Origin of the sequence: Streptosporangium sp. NPDC006930, from assembly GCF_040635605.1 — a bacterium.
GTDB lineage: Bacteria > Actinomycetota > Actinomycetes > Streptosporangiales > Streptosporangiaceae > Streptosporangium.
Window position 1 is genome coordinate 654,151 of record NZ_JBEYID010000002.1, and the last position, 18,379, is coordinate 672,529.

General features: G+C 69.3%; 14 protein-coding genes. 5 read left to right on the forward strand and 9 right to left on the reverse strand.

Features of this window, described 5'->3' with window-relative positions:
* Window positions 1-31: 31 nt before the first annotated feature.
* Window positions 32-3,466, reverse strand: coding sequence for a BTAD domain-containing putative transcriptional regulator (locus ABZ664_RS06320; protein ID WP_362503793.1), 3,435 nt, complete (start codon window positions 3,464-3,466; stop codon window positions 32-34).
* Between the two features lie 110 nt (window positions 3,467-3,576).
* Between ABZ664_RS06320 and ABZ664_RS06325 the strand changes: the two genes are divergently transcribed.
* The gene (locus ABZ664_RS06325) at window positions 3,577-3,888 is read left to right on the forward strand and encodes a hypothetical protein (protein ID WP_362503796.1); all 312 of its coding nucleotides are present in this window, start codon (window positions 3,577-3,579) and stop codon (window positions 3,886-3,888) included.
* A gap of 32 nt (window positions 3,889-3,920) precedes the next feature.
* Here ABZ664_RS06325 and ABZ664_RS06330 read toward each other — a convergent pair whose 3' ends face one another.
* Window positions 3,921-4,979 (reverse strand): LLM class flavin-dependent oxidoreductase, encoded by a 1,059-nt coding sequence (locus tag ABZ664_RS06330; RefSeq protein ID WP_362503799.1) that lies wholly within the window; start codon window positions 4,977-4,979, stop codon window positions 3,921-3,923.
* 252 nt (window positions 4,980-5,231) lie between these two features.
* Between ABZ664_RS06330 and ABZ664_RS06335 the strand changes: the two genes are divergently transcribed.
* Together ABZ664_RS06335 and ABZ664_RS06340 are read left to right on the forward strand one after the other, a co-directional pair.
* Window positions 5,232-5,639, forward strand: a complete 408-nt coding sequence (locus tag ABZ664_RS06335; protein WP_362503802.1) for a YciI family protein — start codon at window positions 5,232-5,234, stop codon at window positions 5,637-5,639.
* A gap of 69 nt (window positions 5,640-5,708) precedes the next feature.
* Complete coding sequence (locus ABZ664_RS06340) at window positions 5,709-6,968, forward strand: sigma-70 family RNA polymerase sigma factor (protein WP_362503805.1); 1,260 nt, start codon at window positions 5,709-5,711, stop codon at window positions 6,966-6,968.
* Between the two features lie 9 nt (window positions 6,969-6,977).
* Here the strand turns inward: ABZ664_RS06340 and ABZ664_RS06345 are convergent, their stop codons facing one another.
* The 4 genes from ABZ664_RS06345 to ABZ664_RS06360 form a co-directional block, all read right to left on the reverse strand.
* Complete coding sequence (locus ABZ664_RS06345) at window positions 6,978-8,174, reverse strand: hypothetical protein (protein WP_362503808.1); 1,197 nt, start codon at window positions 8,172-8,174, stop codon at window positions 6,978-6,980.
* A complete protein-coding gene (locus ABZ664_RS06350; RefSeq protein WP_362503811.1) occupies window positions 8,171-8,692 on the reverse strand; it encodes a SigE family RNA polymerase sigma factor in 522 nt (173 codons plus the stop codon). Before ABZ664_RS06350 ends, ABZ664_RS06345 begins: the two co-directional genes overlap by 4 nt.
* 298 nt (window positions 8,693-8,990) lie before the next feature.
* Window positions 8,991-9,587: a DinB family protein gene (locus tag ABZ664_RS06355; RefSeq protein ID WP_362503814.1), complete on the reverse strand. Its 597-nt coding sequence runs from the start codon at window positions 9,585-9,587 to the stop codon at window positions 8,991-8,993.
* A gap of 160 nt (window positions 9,588-9,747) precedes the next feature.
* Window positions 9,748-10,443 (reverse strand): class I SAM-dependent methyltransferase, encoded by a 696-nt coding sequence (locus ABZ664_RS06360; RefSeq protein WP_362503817.1) that lies wholly within the window; start codon window positions 10,441-10,443, stop codon window positions 9,748-9,750.
* A 222-nt stretch (window positions 10,444-10,665) separates the two neighbouring features.
* On the opposite strand from ABZ664_RS06360, the gene ABZ664_RS06365 reads away from it, so the two are divergent.
* Window positions 10,666-11,262, forward strand: a complete 597-nt coding sequence (locus ABZ664_RS06365) for a GNAT family N-acetyltransferase (protein WP_362503820.1) — start codon at window positions 10,666-10,668, stop codon at window positions 11,260-11,262.
* A 165-nt stretch (window positions 11,263-11,427) separates the two neighbouring features.
* Here the strand turns inward: ABZ664_RS06365 and ABZ664_RS06370 are convergent, their stop codons facing one another.
* The 3 genes from ABZ664_RS06370 to ABZ664_RS06380 form a co-directional block, all read right to left on the reverse strand.
* Window positions 11,428-12,156, reverse strand: coding sequence for a sulfotransferase family protein (locus tag ABZ664_RS06370; protein ID WP_362503823.1), 729 nt, complete (start codon window positions 12,154-12,156; stop codon window positions 11,428-11,430).
* Entirely contained in the window at window positions 12,153-13,136 is a 984-nt protein-coding gene (locus ABZ664_RS06375; RefSeq protein WP_362503826.1) for an aldo/keto reductase, read from the reverse strand. The genes ABZ664_RS06370 and ABZ664_RS06375 overlap by 4 nt, the downstream gene beginning before the upstream one ends.
* Window positions 13,137-13,204: 68 nt before the next feature.
* Window positions 13,205-14,365 (reverse strand): argininosuccinate synthase domain-containing protein, encoded by a 1,161-nt coding sequence (locus ABZ664_RS06380; protein ID WP_362503829.1) that lies wholly within the window; start codon window positions 14,363-14,365, stop codon window positions 13,205-13,207.
* A 926-nt stretch (window positions 14,366-15,291) separates the two neighbouring features.
* On the opposite strand from ABZ664_RS06380, the gene ABZ664_RS06385 reads away from it, so the two are divergent.
* The gene (locus ABZ664_RS06385; RefSeq protein ID WP_362503832.1) at window positions 15,292-18,375 is read left to right on the forward strand and encodes an amino acid adenylation domain-containing protein; all 3,084 of its coding nucleotides are present in this window, start codon (window positions 15,292-15,294) and stop codon (window positions 18,373-18,375) included.
* The last annotated feature ends 4 nt before the right edge of the window (window positions 18,376-18,379 follow it).

An 18,379-nucleotide genomic window follows, 5' to 3' on the forward strand; every position in this document is an offset into this window, starting at 1 on the left:
GCCCCTCGGCGCGTCTCCTTGATCCGGATTCTCACCGCCCAAGCGCCTCGGCGGCCCTGCGCGCCCAGTGCGGTGATCCGACCCTCTCCGCGACGGCCACCGCCCGCTCGTGGTGTGCGGTCGCGTCCCGGCCGAGGAAGACGGCCAGGTCGCCCAGGATCTGGGCGACCGGCCCGAGGGTGATCGATCCCGAGTGCATCCCGGCCGGCTCACCGTCCCAGGGCAGCAGGACCTCGTAGCAGTGCTCGGCCGCCCACCGGTCGCCCAGCGCGATCGCGTTCTCCCCGCGCAGGCCCTGCCAGAGGAGCCAGTAGTAGTCCAGGCGGGGCTCCTGGTCGGGCTGCCAGTACGTCCGCGCCTCCGCGACGCGCCCTTCGGCGGCCAGTGCCCTGACCAGGATGTCCGACATCCCCTCGGGAACGAGCGCATGCAGCGCCAGCAGCTCGGGGATGTCCTGCGGCAGGCCGCCCGCCAGCCGCGCCGCGAACCGGCCGATGGGCCCGATGATGTGGGCGTTCGCCCCTCCGGCGGCCATCATGCGGTCGGCGATGGCCAGGTAGGACCGCTCCGCGCCCTCGAAGTCACCCTTGATCAGCAGGATCAGCGTGTCGAGCATGGACAGCACACCCAGCGCGAGACCGAGCTGGCCGGTGGTGGAGTGCTCCAGGGCGCGGTCCGCGTGGTGCCTGGCGGCCGCGAGGTCGCAGCGGCCCAGGCTGACCATGAACAGGGCGTGGTGTCCCTGCATCGCGTACCCGGGCAGTCCCGCGCGGTCGCCGAGCTCGACCAGCTCACGGGCCACGACCTCCAGCTCGTCGCGGCGGTCGGGGGTCAGCAGCACGAAGTAACGGGCGTTGAGCGCCAGGCAGACGAGGTCCGTACGCCCCAGTCGTCTGGCGATCTCGACCGCCTCGGCGCTGTAGGCCCGGCAGCGCTCGTCGTCGTGCCCCTCCAGCTCGAAGACGAGCGTGGCCAGCAGCCGGCAGCGGGTCTCGTCGTCGGCGCCGTCCAGCGCCTCCACCAGCGCGTCGACGAGCGGCTGGTCCACGTGGCGGCCCGGCTGGATCGACCAGGTCACCGGCGCGTCGTACGCGGTCAACGCCCGGTTCAGACCGCCGCCCAGCCGCCGCGCGAGGGCGACGGCCCGCTCGCGGTTCTCCCTGGCGGCCAGTACGTCGCCCTCGTGCGCCTGTACGGCCACCAGCGAGCAGAGCAGGTCGAGCCGGAGCGCGTCGTCGTCGACGTGCTCCAGCGCTCCCCGGTAGAACGCCCCCGCCTCCCGATAGGAGTGCATCCCCCTCGCCTGCTCGGCCGCCGCCCTGGCGTAGGGCACCGCCCGCCCCGCCGAGGCCGGGGTGGCCGCGGCGAGCGCGTGGTGGCCCAGCGCGGTGACCTCCCCCGGTCTGACCCGCTCCAGCGCGCCGACGACCCTGCCGTGCAGCCGGGTACGGCGCAGTACGGGCGTGTCCTCGTAGAGGGTCTCCCTGACGAGCACGTGGGCGAAGCGCACCCGTCCGGGGGCGGGCTCGGTCAGCAGCCCGGTCACCACGCCCGCCTCCAGCGCTTCGAGGGCGGCGTCCTCCTCGGCGCCCTCCAGGGTGAGCAGCACGTCGACGTCGACGTCCCTCCCGACGACGGCCGCGTCCCGCAGGATCCGCTGGGCCGTCGCGGGCAACCTGGCGATCCTGCGACGGATCAGGTCGCGCACGCCCGGGGGCAGCGCGCGGGCGGCCGAGGTACCGTCCGTGGTGATCAGCCGCGCGGTCTCGCAGACGAACAGCGGGTTGCCGCCGGTCCGCTCGGCCACGGTCCGCGCGGTCACCGCGTCCACCTCCCGCCCCGAGCGCTCGCGCAGCAGCAGTGCCACGTCCTCGTCGCCGAGCCCGCCCAGGTCGATCCTGTGGGTGTCACGCCCGGCCAGGGCCGCCCAGGTCGCCCCCAGGTGCTCGACGGCCTCGGTGGGCCGGTAGGTCGCGACGATCAAGATGTCCGCCTCCGCGCCCCCCGTGGCGAGGTGGCGCAGAAGCTGGAGCGTCTCGCTGTCGGCCCGGTGCACGTCCTCCATGACCACCAGCAGCCGGGTGCCGCGCCCGACGGCCCGGGAGAGGTAGTCCCCCACCGCACGAGCCAGCAGGAACGGTCCCGCGGGCGGGGCGTCGTCGTCCAGCAGCGGTGCCAGCCGGACCGCCAGATCACTCTCCGGCGGCCGTTCCGCGGCCAGGGCGCGCAGCACCTCGCTCCACGCCCACGCGGGTGGCGCCCCACCGTCGGTCTCCGGGCACTGCCCGGTCGCGGTCAGCCAGCCGCGCTCCGCGAGCCGCCGGGCGAACGCGGTGGCCAGGGTGCTCTTACCCGCTCCCGGATCGCCGCCCAGCCACACCGTGCGCACCCCGCCCCCTCGCGCGACCGTTTCCAACGCCGCCAGTTCCTCGGTACGGCCCACAAGACTGGAAACGGGGTCGTCGAGGTCGTCGAGGGCGCCGAGGGCGCCGAGGGCAAGGTCTTCTCCCCCGTCACGGCCCCTGTCGTGCTCCTGGCCCCTGTCCCCGTCCCGGCCTCGGTCGAACTCCCGATCCCGGTCGTGGTTCGGGTCGCGATCATGCCCCGCCAGGTCCGGCCCCGGCCGTCCCCGACCACCCTGACCCGGCCCCCTCACCCCGTTCCCCGCGGCATCCGAGAGCGGCGTCCGTACGCGGACGGGCGCCTTCGTCCGGTTCAGGGAGTCGGCGTGGGCCAGGATGTCGGCCTCCACCGCGCGCAGCGCGGGGCCCGGGTCGATTCCCAGCTCGTCGGCGAGGGTCTCGCGTGCCCTCCTGATCGCGCCCAGGGCGTCGGCCTGCCGCCCTGCCCGGTAGTAGGCGAGGGCGAGCAGCCGTACCGCGTTCTCCCTGAGCGGGTGGGCGCGGACGTGCCGCTCAAGCTCGACCTCCGCGTTGCGACCGAGCGCCAGCAGCGCCTCCGCCCTGTGCTCCACGGCGACGAGCCGCAGCTCTTCGAGCCGCGCGGCCTCGGGCTCCGCCCACTCGTCGCCGACGAACTCCCCGTACGCGGGTCCCTGCCAGAACCCGAGCGCCCGGTCCACCGTCTCCAGTGCCCGTGCCCCGTCCCCCTCGGCGAGCGCGGCCCCGGCGGCCTCGACCAGGCGGGGGAAGAGCCAGGCGTCCACCTGATCGGGATCCAGCCGCAGGCGGTAGCCCGGTACGGCGCTGACCAGCACCGTGGCGGGCGTGCGCGGCAGCCGTCCGGGTTCGAGCACCCGCCGCAGGTTGGACACGTAGACCTGGAGCGCGGCCAGCGCCTTCGGCGGCGGTTGCCCGCGCCACAGGTCATCGATGAAACGATCGGTGGAGACCACGTGCCCGCCCGCCGCGACGAGCCTGGCCACCACGGCCCGCTGCCGGGAGGTGCCGAGGTCCACCGTACGGCCGTTGATCTCCGCCTGGAGCGGACCAAGAACACGCAACATAACAAAAGGCAGGGTATGCGCCCTTCGGCTGCTTTTGGCAAGCCCCGAGCCCTTCCTCGCCTTGGACGAACACCGAACACTCAGCCTTCTGACGAACACCGGGGAGCACGATGTCGCAGGACCGCCGCAGGGACACGATCCGGGCGCTCGACGAGAGCGACCGGCCACACCTGTACTGGCACGGGGTGGACGGCGACGGCCACGTGTGGCTGTTCGAGACCGTCATCGACAGCGGCGGGGAGTACTGGCCCGTGAGACACGCCGAGCTTGGCTCGGACGGCATCGCCCGCACATACTCATGGCGCCACATCGAGGACGAGCACGGCTTCCTGGCCGAAGGGCCGATCTATCCCGGCGACTTCGGCCTGAACGCCCTGACCTCCCAGGAGTTCGACACCCTGTGGGCCGCGATCGGCGGATGAGATCCCCCGCGGTGACGGTCGCGCCTCCCGGCTCACCCGGTCGGAGCCGCCGCCGAGGTCTTGGCCAGAAGCCCCCTCACCCGCGGCACGACCTCCTCGCCGTAGAGGCGGATCGTGTTCATCAGCTTCTCGTGCGCGAGCGTCCCCGAGCTGTACTTGAGCTCGAAACGGTTGACGCCGAGCGTGCTCACGGTCTTCGCGATCTTCGCGGCCACCGTCTCGGGCGATCCGACGTAGAGCGAGCCCTCATCGGCCTCCGTCTCGAAACCGTCCCGGGTCGTGGGACCCCAGCCGCGCTCACGGCCGATGCGGTCGTGCAGCGCCCGATAGTGCGGCCAGAGTTCTTCGCGGGCCTGCCGGTCGGTCTCGGCGATGTGGCCCGGCGAGTGCACACCGACCGGCAACCGCTCAACCTCCAACTGGGCGAGGGCGCGGTGGTACAGGTCGACGTACGGCGCGAAACGCGCCGGCGCACCGCCGATGATCGCGAGCATGAGCGGCATCCGGTAACTCGCCGCGCGCACCACGGACTGGGGGCTGCCGCCGACGCCGATCCAGGTGCGCAGCCGGCCGGACTCCGTCTTCGGATACACGTGCTGGTCCTTCAGCCCGGCACGGAGCCGGCCCTGCCACGTGACGGGGCCCTCCTCCAGGAGATGGGAGAGCAGGTCGAGCTTCTCCTCGAACAACTCCTCGTACTGGGCCAGGTCGAAACCGAACAGCGGAAACGACTCCGTGAACGAGCCACGGCCGAGAATGATCTCCGCGCGGCCCTGGGACACCGCGTCCAGGGTCGCGAACTTCTCGAAGACCCGTACCGGGTCATCCGAGCTGAGCACGGTCACCGCGGTGCCGAGGCGGATGCGTTCGGTGCGACCGGCGATCGTCGCCAGCACGATCTCCGGCGCCGAGATCGCGAAGTCGTCCCGGTGGTGCTCCCCGACGCCGATGGCGTCGATCCCCACGCTGTCGGCGAGCACCGCCTCCTCGACGACGTTGCGGATCACCTGCGCGTACGGCAGCCGGCTTCCGTCCGCGTCGGCGGTGACGTCCCCGAACGTGTCGATCGCGAACTCAAGCGGTGCGACCATGATCCCTCTTTCCCAACGGTTTCCCAACCACCTCTCAAGGCTCTCACCGGCACGGGCAGTAGACGAAACCACGGCACCGGGGTGAGAATTCCGGCACGCCCGCCCTGCCCCTGACCTGGCACTTCGCACTCCGGCGCCGTGGCGGGAACTTTCTTTCGCCGAATGTCGGCCAGAATGTCGAGAACACGGTCGCCTGCTTCTACCTGTGGGTGAGAGCGTCGAGGAGGACGCTCGAACGTGAGGAGCGATGGCATGAAGTACATGATGTTGATGCAGTTCAGCGGGCAGATGCAGGACGCGGTGCCGCCGATCGACACCTGGCCCGTCGAAGACGTACAGGCCCACATCCAGTTCATGCACGACACGAACAGGAAGCTCGTCGAGGCCGGGGAGTTCGTGGACGCCCAGGGGCTCGCGGCCCCCGACCAGGCCAAGATCGTACGGGCCGGGGAGGGCGGCGCGGCCGTCATCACGGACGGCCCGTTCCCCGAGACGAAGGAGTTCCTGGTCGGTTACTGGATCGTCGACTGCGAAAGCCCCGAGCGGGCGATCGACCTCGCCGCCTACGTCTCGGCGGCCCCCGGCCCCGGCGGCAAGCCGCTGAACATGCCGATAGAGCTGCGCCAGGTGATGTCGGCCCCTCCCTCCGAGGAGCTGTGACCGCTGGACAGCCCGGTCCCCGAAGGACTGTGACCACCGGACAGCCCGGCCTCCAAGGGGTTGTGACCGTTGGATAGCCCTGCCGTCGACGACCTGCTGCGCCCGCTGGTGCCGCAGGTCGTCGGCGTGCTCACCCGGCGGTTCGGAGACTTCGCCGCCGCCGAGGACGCGGTCCAGGAGGCGCTGATCGACGCCGCGGCCCAGTGGCCGGAAGAGGGCGTCCCCGCCAACCCGCGCGGATGGCTCATCCAGGTCGCGTACCGCCGGATGACCGAGCAGGTACGCAACGAGCAGGCGCGGCGCCGCCGGGAGGAGCTGGTCGCCACCCGGGAGTCCTCCGACCGGCGGACCGCTCCGTCGGCGGACGACGCGTACGAGACGGACCGGGACGACACGCTCACCACCCTGTTCCTGTGCTGCCACCCGGCGCTCACCCCGGCGTCGGCGATCGCCCTCACCCTGCGGTCCGTGGGCGGCCTGACCACGGCCGAGATCGCCAGGGCGTTCATGGTGCCCGAGTCGACCATGGCGCAGCGGATCAGCCGGGCCAAGCAGCGCATCAAGGCCTCGGGGATCCCGTTCCGCATGCCGGCTTCCCAGGAAAGGGCGCGACGGCTCGGCTCGGTGCTGCACGTGCTCTACCTCGTCTTCAACGAGGGCTACGCCAGCAGCGCCGGCCCCGACCTGCAGCGCGTTGAGCTGTCGCGCGAGGCGATCCGGCTCACCAGGATGGCCCACGACCTGCTCCCCGACGACTGCGAGGTGGCCGGGCTCCTCGCGCTGATGCTGCTCACCGACGCCCGGCGTCCCGCCCGTACCGACCCCGGCGGCACCCCGATCCCTCTCGCGGAGCAGGACAGGAGCCTGTGGAACGGCGCCGCCGTCGCCGAGGGCGTCGCGCTCATCACCGCCACCCTGGCCAGGGGCGCGGTCGGCCCCTACCAGCTCCAGGCGGCGATCGCCGCGGTCCACGACGAGGCGGCGACGGCCGAGGAGACCGACTGGCCGCAGATCCTGGCACTGTACGGCCTGCTGGAACGCATGTCCGACAACCCCATGGTCTCCCTCAACCGCGCGGTCGCCGCCGCCATGGCGCACGGCCCAGAAATCGGCCTCGACATGCTCAGGACACTCGGCGCCGACGACCGCCTGGCCGACCACCACCGCTTCTACACGGCACGGGCCCACCTCCTGGAGATGGCCGGTGACCGGCGGGCGGCCCTCGACGACTACCGCGCGGCGGCGAGTCGCACCACGAGCGCCCCGGAACGCGACTACCTCACCACCCGCGCCGCCAGACTCACCACCCCGGAGCAGCCCATGACGTGAGACCGGGGGTCACAGCGCCCCGGGAGGACCCGGGAGGACGATTTCGAAGAAGCCCTGCGCTCTGTACGTGGCGAGCTTCCTGGCCTTGCCGGTCCTGACGTTCACCGCGTAGGCGGTCATGGTCCTGTACGGCGGGTCGATCACCGCAGGCTCGTCGTCCGGCACCTCGGACAGCGGCCTGCACCGTACGGACCCGGTTAGAACCGTGACCTCCTCTGCGCTGAGCCAGGTGCGCAGCGAGATCTGGGAGACATCGGAGGGCAGGCCGCTGATCACGGTCTTCTTCCGCTTCTTGCCGGTGAGCGTGTCCATCAGAGTGAGGTCGCCATGACGGCATGGCTTCTCGACGGTACCGCGGTTCTCGATCACCGCGACGGTCTTCCCGTCGGGGGCGAGCGGGCTGAAGATGTAGTCCACCGGCAGGATGACCAATGTGGAGTCGCCCTTCGAAGAGCTCGGCCACAGGTTCGAGATCGTCCGTAGCTGTGATCTGGGCGAGTACTCCGCGAGCGTGATGGTGGCGCCGTCCCCTGACAGGCCGATGGGGACCCAGCGGTTCGGCAACTCGCGGACGACGCCGTCACGCATATCGATGAGCAGCGCGGGATCCTTGAACTCCGGGGCCTTGCTGAACGCCACGAACCGCCCGTCATCCGACAGCATCAAACGCGAGATGGTTCCCAGCCAGGCCGTCGGCACCTTGCTCGCAGCCGTCGTCTTCTGGCCCGAGGCCAGATCGCGGACCTGGAAGGTGCCTTCCTCGGCGCTGTAGTAGGCGATCTTCCGACCGTCCCGGCTGATCGCCAGAGGGCTGTCGCGCAGGCCGGTGCGGCCGGGGGCGAGGCTGGGCAGCGCCTCCTGCACGTGGTAGGTCTTGCCGCTCCGGGTGACCACCCGCCAGCCTCCGTCCCGGCAATCCGACGGCTTCTTCCCGGTGGCCGGTTCGCAGAAGGTCTTGTACGCGTGGCTCAGTGGTCCCACCCCCCGCGCGGGCAGGTCACCCTTGGAGGCGATCTCCTGTGGCTCGTCAGGCAGCAGCCGGATGGTGGCCGTCGTACCGAGAGCGATGCCCACGACCGTGGCCGCCGCGAGGAGCGAGATCACCGTACGCCGCCTGCGCTCACGCATCGCGATCGTGCGTTCTGCCAGGTCCACCTGTGGAGACTCTTCGGCCAGGTCGACGAGCACGTTCCGCAGCCAGGTCATCGGTAGGCCTCCTCGGTTTCCAGGTCGGCGAGCTTGGGCGCCAGGTCGGGCGCGAGTTCGCGTAAGCGGGCCAGCGCGTAGTGGGCCTGACTCTTCACCGTTCCGATCGAGCAGTTCAGCAGTTCGGCTGTCTCACGTTCGGTCCTGTCCTCGTAGTAGCGCAGTACGATCACCGCCCGCTGCCGGGGTGGCAGCCGCATGAGAGCCTGACGCATGACGAGCCGCACGATGGTGGAGTCCTCGCCCGAGTAGGGCCGGTCAGGTGGGTCGGCGGTCGGGAACTCGCTCCTGACCGGGCGCCGCCGCCACGAGATGTACTGGTTCAGCAGCGCCTTACGCGCGTACGCGTCGGGGCGTTCGACGCGCGACAGCCTGGACCAGCGTCCGAGCACCTTGAGCAGGACACTCTGCAGCAGGTCCTCGGCCTGGTGGGCGTCTCCCGTGAGCAGGTAGGCGGTACGCATCAGCGCCTGCTGATGGTCGGCGACGAACCCGCGGAAGCTGTCATTGCGGTCCAAGGCGACTCCTCTCAACCGTTACCGACGCCGGTGACACGTCGAAAGGTTCGGTCCCGCCTGGATGTGGCTTCGGGTCGCCTCCGAGCGTGTCGCCGTGGTCATGACGGTCTGAAATGGCTGAGGTGCCCCGGAGGTTGACGTCTGGGCCGCCGCCCGCCCCGATCTCGCCGTCTCGCTGCTGCGCTACGGCCCTCACCGGGATCCCCGTTGCCGTCGCGATCACGGGATCGGGGAATGCGCTCCGCGGGGACGGCGGTATCGAGCCGCTGACCTATGACGTAGCCGGGCGCCCGGGTTTCTAGGGCCGCACCGAAGACTCGGCTCCCCCGCCGACCTCCCGCGCGACATGCTCCAGCCGGTCTCGGTAGCCCTCCCACCATCCCTGGTCACCCAGTGCCATGGCATCGCTGTTCTTACTCAGTCCGACGGCTCCGTCGATGATCTCCCGGACGATGTCGGCGTGTCCGGCGTGGCGGTTCGTCTCGGCGATCATGTGTATCAGGATCCGGTGCAGTGTCACCTGACTCCGGTCATCCGGCCACCACGGCACCCGGCCGATCGCGTCCAGCGTCAGTGCCTCGATCGTCGCGTCCGAGTGCGTCCACACGCGGTGATACAGCCCGACGATCTCTTCGCGCGATTCATCGGCGGTCGCCCACATGTCCGCGTTGGGTTCGGCTCCGTCTTCGAACCAGGGAAGTGGCTCCGCGGACGGCCGTCCGAAAGTCTCGCCGAAGTATCCGAGTTCAACGCTGGCCACATGTTTGACCAGTCCCAGCAGGTTCGTACCGGTCGGCGTCAGCGGGCGGCGGATGTCGTACTCCGAGAGCCCGTCGAGCTTCCACAGCAGGGCTTCTCGGGCGGTCCGCAGATAGCGGTGGAGGTCCGACTTCATCCCCGATTCCGTCATAGCGAACATCCTTCCACTCCGGCGCTGACAGCAGCCCGGGGCGCCCCGACATTTCCGGACAGGCCCCTGTCACCTCGCCGTCCTGGGCCACGCCGTACCTGTGCGCCCCGCTCTCCCCGTCGACCGGGGCTCCGCCGCCCGTACGTCAGGGACGGGTCAGCCTGACGGAGAGAAAAGACGGCGTCCGGTGCAGTTTGTCGTAGGTGGCCTCGTCGATCTCTCGCAGGCCGGGTACCGGGCGCGGCTCGACGAGCCGTTCCAGGACGAATCCGGCGGCCAGCAGCTCACTCAGGAACGTCTCCAGCGGCATGCGCTGGTAGCGGATGGAGAACGAGCTTCCTTTGAGGGGAAGCTCGACCCAGTCGTCGGCGTAGTACGAGCCGCCGAAGTGGCGCCAGTCGGCCGTCGGATGGGTCGTCGAGACCAGCAGCCATCCGCCGGGCCGCAGCACGCGGCGCAACTCACCCAGCAGCTGCGCGCGACGAGTGATGTGGTGGAAAACCAGCGCGCACACGGCGCCGTCGAACGACGCGTCGTCGGCGAAGCCCAGCGGCTCCTCCAGGTCGTGCAGCCGCAGCTCGGCCCGCTCGCCCACCCGTGCCCGCGCGTGCTCCAGCAGCGTGGCGCTGCCGTCGACACCGACCACCTCGGCGCCCCGCGCCAGCAGGTCGGCGGCGTAGTGCCCGCCTCCGCAGCCGACGTCGAGGACCCTCGCACCGGCGACGTCACCCGCGAGTTCCAGCATCGCGGGCCGATCGGTGTAGGCGTTGTATGGGCTGATGTCGGCGTGCCCGGCGAAGTAGTCACCGAGCGCGTCGTGGTACGCGGTCTGCTGAGGCATCGACACATCATGGCGACGACGGCCGTTCATCCGCGAACGAATTTCCATCGTCGTGGCGGTGATCCGGGCGACACGAAGTCGGCGTCGACAGCCCTCGTCCCCAAGCTCACATCCCATCTATAGTAACCTGTAAAAACGCTATAACAGTTATTCGCATTCGGAGGTACGCACCAGGAAAGGCTCACGTACGTCAAGCCTTCAACACCAGTCGGAGGATTCGAGATGACCACCCGTAGCGATCGGAAAGCGTCCGGCCCCCTCACCGTCAAAGAGCTGTCCAAGAAGACCTGGAGCGATTTCGAGACGGTTCTCGGGAGCAACGGAGGTGCCCGCGGGTGCTGGTGCATGCACTGGCGGCTGTCCATCGCGGAGTGGACGGAAGGAAAGGGCGAGGGGAACAAGAAGGCGATGAGTCGTCTCGCCCAGGGTGACCCGGCCCCCGGTGTGGTCGTCTACGAAAACGACACGCCGGTGGCATGGTGCTCGCTCGGGCCGCGTTCGTCGTTCCCGCGACTGGAGCGCTCGCCGCTCCTCGCGAGCGTCGACGACGAGCCGGTCTGCGCGATCGCGTGCGTCTACGTGCAGAAGAAGCATCGTGGCTCCGGGCTGCTGCCGGCCGTTCTGGATGCCGTCTGCGACTACGCGGCCTCCGCGGGTTACGAGGTCGCCGAGGGCTATCCGGTCGAGCCTCGCGAAGGGAGGCGCGCGGGTGCGGACACGGCGATGACGGGAATAGCGAGCGCCTTCCTCGACGCCGGATTCTCCGAGGTGGCCCGCCCCCGCGACGATCGGCCGATCATGCGGCGGAAGCTGGGGTGACGCCCCGCATGATCGGTCGACCGGTGAATCCCTCTCCTGCGTCCAGCGGAGCAGGACGCACGCCCGCGTCACGACCTACCGGCACGTCACCGCCCTCTGCCACCGGCCGGTAGGACGGTGGCACGCGCTCGCGTCACGACACCGGCACGTCACCGCTCCCCGGCCCTACCCGCAGGTGAGGCGGTGGCGCGCGAGTTCGTCGTAGAACGGTTGGTGATACTCGGCGACGCGGCGCAGGTGCTCGTTGGTGTCGGGCGTCTCACGCCGCTCGGGCGCCTTGGCCACGAGCCCGCTGCTCTCGGCCACCTCCGCGTGCCACCGGTTCGTGCGCTGCCAGTTCGCCTGCTGACCGGGGTCCCAGCACATCGCCTCGGGCATGAACTCCAGCCCGACCCGCTCGCAGTACGCCCGGACCGTCGCCTCCGGACTGGCCACCAGGTCGTCGCCGTCGATCACCAGGGGGATCTCACCGGTCGCCGACCGCACGGCGTCGAAGATGGCGTACAGGTATTCGAATCCGTACTCCTCCAGGGTGGCCTCGGGGTTGATGGCGTAGTGCGAGGAGATCGCGCTCCGCGGTTCCCTGATCATGAAGGTGTTGATCACGTCGCCGAACAGGCGCTCGTCCTCGAACAGCGGGGTGTAGGTGTAGTCGGAGGTGTCCTTGGCGAACACCCGCCGCCCCTCGGCGTTCACCTCGAGCATCGCGTCGAGCAGCTCGATCGCCGACGTGGCGCGCCTGCCCGCGAACTCGAAGTGGCCGTCCGACTGGAGGTACGAGAACGGCTCGTGGGCCACTTCAAGGTCGCCGCGTTCGAGCATGATGCGCAGGAACGCCGTGGACCGGGATCGAGGCACGGCCCACAACACGATGGGCTTCGACGCGGCGCTCATTGCGACCACGCGGTGGGCCGGCGGTCCCAGCGGTGTTCACGCAACCGCGCCATCAGTTCCTCACCCAGGGGTTCGGCGTCGCCGGCGGCGATGTTGGCCCGTACGTGGGCGGGCTTGCGCATGCCGGGGATGACGGTGGTGACGTCGGGGTTCTGCAGGATGAAGCGCAGGGCGAGCTCGGGCATGGTCATGCCCTCGGGCACGATCCGCGCCAGCCGTTCGGCGCGCTCCACACTCGCGGCGAGGTTCTCCGGTACGAAGTAGGTGTTGCGCCAGTCGCCTTCCGGCCAGCGGGTGTCGCGGGTGAGGGTGCCGGTGAGCGTGCCCTCGTCGAAGGGCACCCGCGCGATCACCGCCACGTCCAGCTCACGGCATGCCGGGAAGAGTTCGTCTTCCGGGGCCTGATCGAAGATGTTGTAGATGACCTGTACCGCGTCGATCAGCCCGGTCTTCAGGGTCTCCAGTACGTTCCAGGGTTCCCAGCGGTTGACGCTGATCCCGACGCCTTTGATCAGCCCGCGTTCCTTCATCTCGATGACGGCTTCCTGCCAGGCCGCGTCGTGTGCCCAGGCGTCCTCCCAGACATGGAACTGGAACAGGTCGACGGACGGGGTGCCCAGCCCTTCGAGGCTGCGGTGCAGACACTCCCAGAGATAATCCGGTGGATACACGTCGGACAGCTTGGAGTCCCGGGTGGACGGCCACTCGCGATTCTTCGGCGGGGGCTTGGTCGCGATGCGGAGGCGGCGCTCCGGGTGCCTCCTCACCAACTCCCCGAGCATCCTCTCGCTTTCCCCGCGGCCGTAGATCCAGGCGGTGTCGAAGAAGTCGCACCCGAGCCGCACGGCCTCGTCCAACGCGGTGTCGCCCGTCTCGCCGTCGGCACCGGTCCATCCGCCCTCACCTCCGGCTATGCCCCACATTCCGTAGCCGACGTCGCCGACCATCCAGCCCAGTCGACCGAATCGACGCTCACGCATCGCCTCCTCCTTTCATCCAGACGGCTCGTTCAGACAGCTCATTCAGATGGCTCGTTCAGACGGCTCGTTCAGACGGCGACCACCTCGCTCCAGCGGTTGCCGCCCGAGCCGAACCGTGTCTGCTGCACCACGTGACCGGCCGCCTTCATCCGCTCGACCCTGACGACGCCGCGGTGGACGGAGAGGGTCACGCTGCCGCCGAGCTCGCCGACGAGCCGGTCGATCGCGTCCCGCGCCGCGTACGCGGCGGGGTCGAGCCACCGTGCCTCGTACAGCGCGGCGCCCAGAACGCCCGCCAGCCGGTCGTAGAGTTCGCGGCCGGCCGCGTCGAGGCCGGCCTGCAGGACGCGGGTCCACGCGCGTTCGAGCAACTCCAGGCCGGGCGCCTCGTAGACGCCCCGGCAGACCGTGCCGATGATGCGCCGTTCGACCACGTCACGAAGCCAGACGCCGTGCCGTGACCCGATCTCGTTGGCCCGCGTCATCCACTGGACCGGGTCGGGTCCGCTGCCGTCGACGTCGACGACGCGTCCTTCGTGGAAGACGACGGTGACGGTCTCGGGCTCGGCGGAGGTCTCCCCCGGCCACCGGCTCCACCGCGGCCGAAGGCGGGTGACCGGCGTTTCCAGGTCTTCCAGCTCGGCCGACTCGTGCGAGATGCCGGCGAGGTTGGCGTCGGTGGACCGGTCGGCTCCGCTGCCATGGTCGAGGTGCAGCCCGTGCTCGGTGACCGCCGCGAGCATCGCGTCGCGATCGGGGAACCTCTCCAGCGCCCGCGGGCTCGTCCACGGCTCGACGACGGACATCTCCGGGGCGACCTGGGTGCCGTAGCGCGCGAACCGGCGCTGGTCGTTGCCGCCGCCGACACAGCCGTGGACGAACGTCCGGAATCCGTCCGCCCGCATCCTCGGCAGGACCTCGTTGACGAGCACGAAGCGGGACGCGCCGGTCGTATTCCAGTAGCCGCCGTCGTGACGGGCGCTGTAGCGCAGCAGGTCCGACGCCATGGAGGCCATCGGTGATCGTAAATCCATAACGACGACCTCGTCCCCGAAACTTCGCAGAGAAGAAACGAGTGCGTCCATATTCGTGATATCTGATTGACCGATATCGGCGAGATAGTGCCTCGTCGGCGTGGATATCTCGCGAAGCCAGACTCCGACGGCGAGGGACGAGAGCCCTCCCGATTGGAATAATCCGACCCGCGTGTTGCCGCTGACCTGCTCCACAGCCTCCTCCTTTATCCCGCCGGGCGAGATGCGACGCAATGATCAATAAGCTGACCTCATCCACACTACCCATGCACGACAATCCTTCACTCTTCACGGGTTGACGAACTCGGCGTCGACTCCCGGCGGCGCCTAAGCGATCTTTACGGACGTCCTTACAGGCCATTCAGCCAAGTCGCCCAAGGCCACCGCGAGGTGCTCCGGATTGCCCGTCGCCATTCATCGACCACGATGTCGCATTGATCATTCTTTGGTTCTCCGCTGGTCATCGTCAATTTTCGAGCGAATCCGACAGAAAACCGCGATTGAGGGATTAGCGGGCATCGGGTCGGGTACGGACGGGCATGCCTTTCACACCCCCTCTGGACGACGACTTCCTGTCACACCGGCGCCGGAGCCTTTTGTTCCGCATTCCGGGTGGTCGGACCGCGCATCCGGAATCAGCATTTGTGTCGTCACCGATTCGGATGGGATGCGAAGCCGCCACGACGAAGGGGGCTCGGATGCCCGTCGCCGCTCCACGTTGACCATGCGTTCATCTCCCCAGTTCACAGCCGCTTCAGGTCGGCCACAGCGACGTCCGAGCTTGCGAATCCGGAGCAGGTGTCCCACTATGGAAGTAACCCGTAAATTAGTTAAAGACGGTTACTTAATATTTTGTGCAGCACCCAGATCACCTGGCGTTGGGAGGAAACGCGTGGTCACCGCACGCACGGGCCGTCATGAAACGAATGCCTGTCGCCTTCGCATATCCGATCGAGATTCGGGCAGTCGCCGGACGCTACAGAAAAACGCGGCGAACACCCCTTCGCCACCCTTGTGACGCTCGCCGAGAATCGGCCCCGGCCACCTGAAGCCCACCTATCTGAATAGTGACCGATCTGCCTGACAAAGGACCTGTTGCCAGCCGAGACCATGGAAGCACGATGTCAAGCCATCAGCAGACGCACTTGATTGAAGATGCCCGAACCGCCGTTCACTTATCATTGGGGCCGCAGCATGCGTTCCCCCGGCAAAGCACAGTTCTCGACCTGTTCCACGAGCATCGGGAGAACACACCGGACCGTCCCGCAATTCGCTATCGGGACATGACGATGAGCTACGCCGCCCTCGACGCCGCGGCCAACACAACGGCCAATCGACTGATCGGCAACGGCGTACTGACACGACATTTGATACCCGTGCTGATAGCGGAAGGACGCGAATTCCCGGCCGCGCTCCTCGGGGTGATGAAAACAGGCTCGGCGTTCGTTCCGCTGGATCCCTCCTGGCCGATGGACCGGCTCAGGGCGATCATCGCCGAACTCTCGCCACCCGCCGTCCTGGTGTCGCCGACGACGGTGGAGACGATCACCGAACTGCAATTATCCATTCCGACGGTAATTGTCGACTGCTCGAAACCACCGCGTGATCCGGCCGACCTGGAACCGCCGCCCGCCGACCGTGCACCCGGGCCGGAAGACCTGATCTACGGGTTCTACACCTCCGGCTCGACGGGCATGCCCAAGTGCGCGCTCAACCACCACCGCGGCCTGGTCAACAGGTTGACCGCGATGTCGCGCCGGTTCGGTGACGGTGCCGGCCACGTGACGCTGCAGAACAGCCGGTCCACGTTCGACTCCTCGATGTGGCAGGTGTTGTGGCCGCTGACATCGGGTGGGCAGGTCGTGCTGCCGGACCGCGACGGGATCCTCGACCTTGAGGAGACCGCGGTGACCATCGGCCGCTACGGCGTCACGATGACCGACTTCGTCCCCTCCGTGCTCACGGCGTTCGTCTCCCTGCTGGAGGCGCGCGAGGATCTGCGCGCCGCGACGTCGAGCCTGCGCCGCATGCTGATCGGCGGGGAGACGGCCGGCCCCGCCGTGGTGCACCGGCTGCGCGCGCTGCTGCCCGACCTCAAGGTCACCAACACGTTCGGGCCGACGGAGTGTTCGATCGGGTCGGTGTTCCACGACGTCACGGACGCCGACGTCGACCGGATCCCGCTCGGGCGCCCCATCGACAACACCGCCGCGATCGTCCTCGACGAGGATCTCAGGCCCCTCCCCAAGAACACCCCCGGCGAGCTGTACCTCGGCGGCGAGTGCGTCGGAGCGGGCTACCTCAACGATCCCGAGCGCACCGCGCGGGTGCTCGTGGCCAACCCGTTCCCGGAGATCCCCGGCGAAAGGCTGTACCGGACGGGCGACCTGGCGCGGGTCGGCGAGGACGGGCTGCTGCACTTCAACGGCCGGCTCGACGAGCAGGTCAAGATCGGTGGGGTACGGGTGGAACTCGGCGACGTCTCATCGGCCCTCGCCGGCCATCCGCTCGTCGGCGACGCGATGGCGGTCGTGCTCGGCGAGGCCCCCGAGGCCGCCCTGGTCGGTTGCGTCACGCCACGGTCGCCGGACGAGACACCCTCCGCGGAGCGACTTCGCGCGTACGCGGCGGAGAAACTACCGGCCGAGCAGGTCCCGCACCAGATCGTGGTGCTCGACGCGCTCCCGCTCAACCGCAACGGCAAGGCGGACCGCAAGGCGCTGGCCGCGCTCATCGTGGCCGAGACGGCACGGCAGGAAGGCCCGGCCGAGCGGATCGAGCCGCCGGCCAGCCCGATGGAGGAGCTGCTCTGTTCGGCATGGCGCGAGGTGCTTGAACGGGAACAGGTCTCGGTGGTCGTCCCCTTCTCCGACTACGGGGGCACCTCGCTGAGCGCCTACCGGCTCACCACCGCCGTCAGTGAGCGGCTGGGCAGGCCGGTGCGGCCCAGGGACCTGCTCGTCGAGTCGACCGTGCGCGCACAGGCCGCGCGGCTGGCCGAGGGCGTCGACGACGACAGCGCCGAACTCGCCTACATCAAGCACGACCTGACGTGGCGTCCGCCCCGGACACTGTTGCTCACCGGCGCGACCGGGTTCATCGGGGCGCACATCTTCGCCGAGTTGCTGACGCGCTCCGACGTCGAGCTGATCTGCCTGGTACGCAGCTCCGACCCCTCGGAAGGCGCCCGGCGGCTGACCGAGGCCCTCGACCGGTACGGGCTCACCTCCGCCTGGCAGCAGCTACCGGCGGCGATCAGAGCCGGACGGGTCGAGGTCGTCCCCGGCGACCTGGGCAGCGAGCTGCTCGGCCTGCCGCAGTGGCGCTTCGACGCGATCGCGTCGGCCGTGTCCGGTGTCGTCAACGCCGCGGGCGCGGTGAACTTCCTGTTCGGCTATCTGGACCACCGCCCGGCCAATGTGCTCGGCGTGCAGGAGCTCATCAAACTCGCGTCGAGCGGTGCCCGCCTGCACACCCTGTCCACCCTGAGCATCTTCGCCCCCACCGAGCAGGCCACTTCGCGCTTCACCGAGGACCAGATCCCGGTGCTGGACCAGGTCGCCGCAGACGGCTACAACAGATCGAAGTACGTCGCGGAGAACCTGCTCGCCGACGCGCACCGCCAGGGCGTCAGCTCGGTGGTGTACCGCCTCGGTGAGGTCTGGCCGCACCGGACGACAGGCGTGGCCAACCCCGATTCACTCGCACACAACCTGTTGTACGCGTGCGCGCGCACCGGATGCGTGTTCCCCACGGAGGCCGAGACCGACGTGACGCCGGTGGACGTGGTCGGCCGGTTCGTGGCGGGCGCCGCGATCGGCGACATCGAGGTGCCCGACGGCGCGATGCACGTGCTGTGGCCGACGAGGCTGCGCTTCGCCGACGCGTTCGACGTGCTCACCGCCCGATGCGGGCTCGACCGGGTCGGCTACGCGCAGTTCCGCGACCGCCTGGAGGCGATCGCCGAGCCCGACGAGCGGCTCGCCGGGCTGCACCTGCTGTTGCCGCCCGCGGCCACCGGCCGTGACGCGGCGCCGGTCGAGTTCGACCGGATGTTCACCGACTGCTCCCGGCACTTCGACACCTGGCGGTTCGACCGGCACGCGGCCTCGCTCGCGCGGCCGACGGTGGACGGGCTCGGGACGCTCGATCGCTACCTCACTCAACTAACCGACATTTCCGCCTTCGTACCTCAAGAAAGGTAGGCGT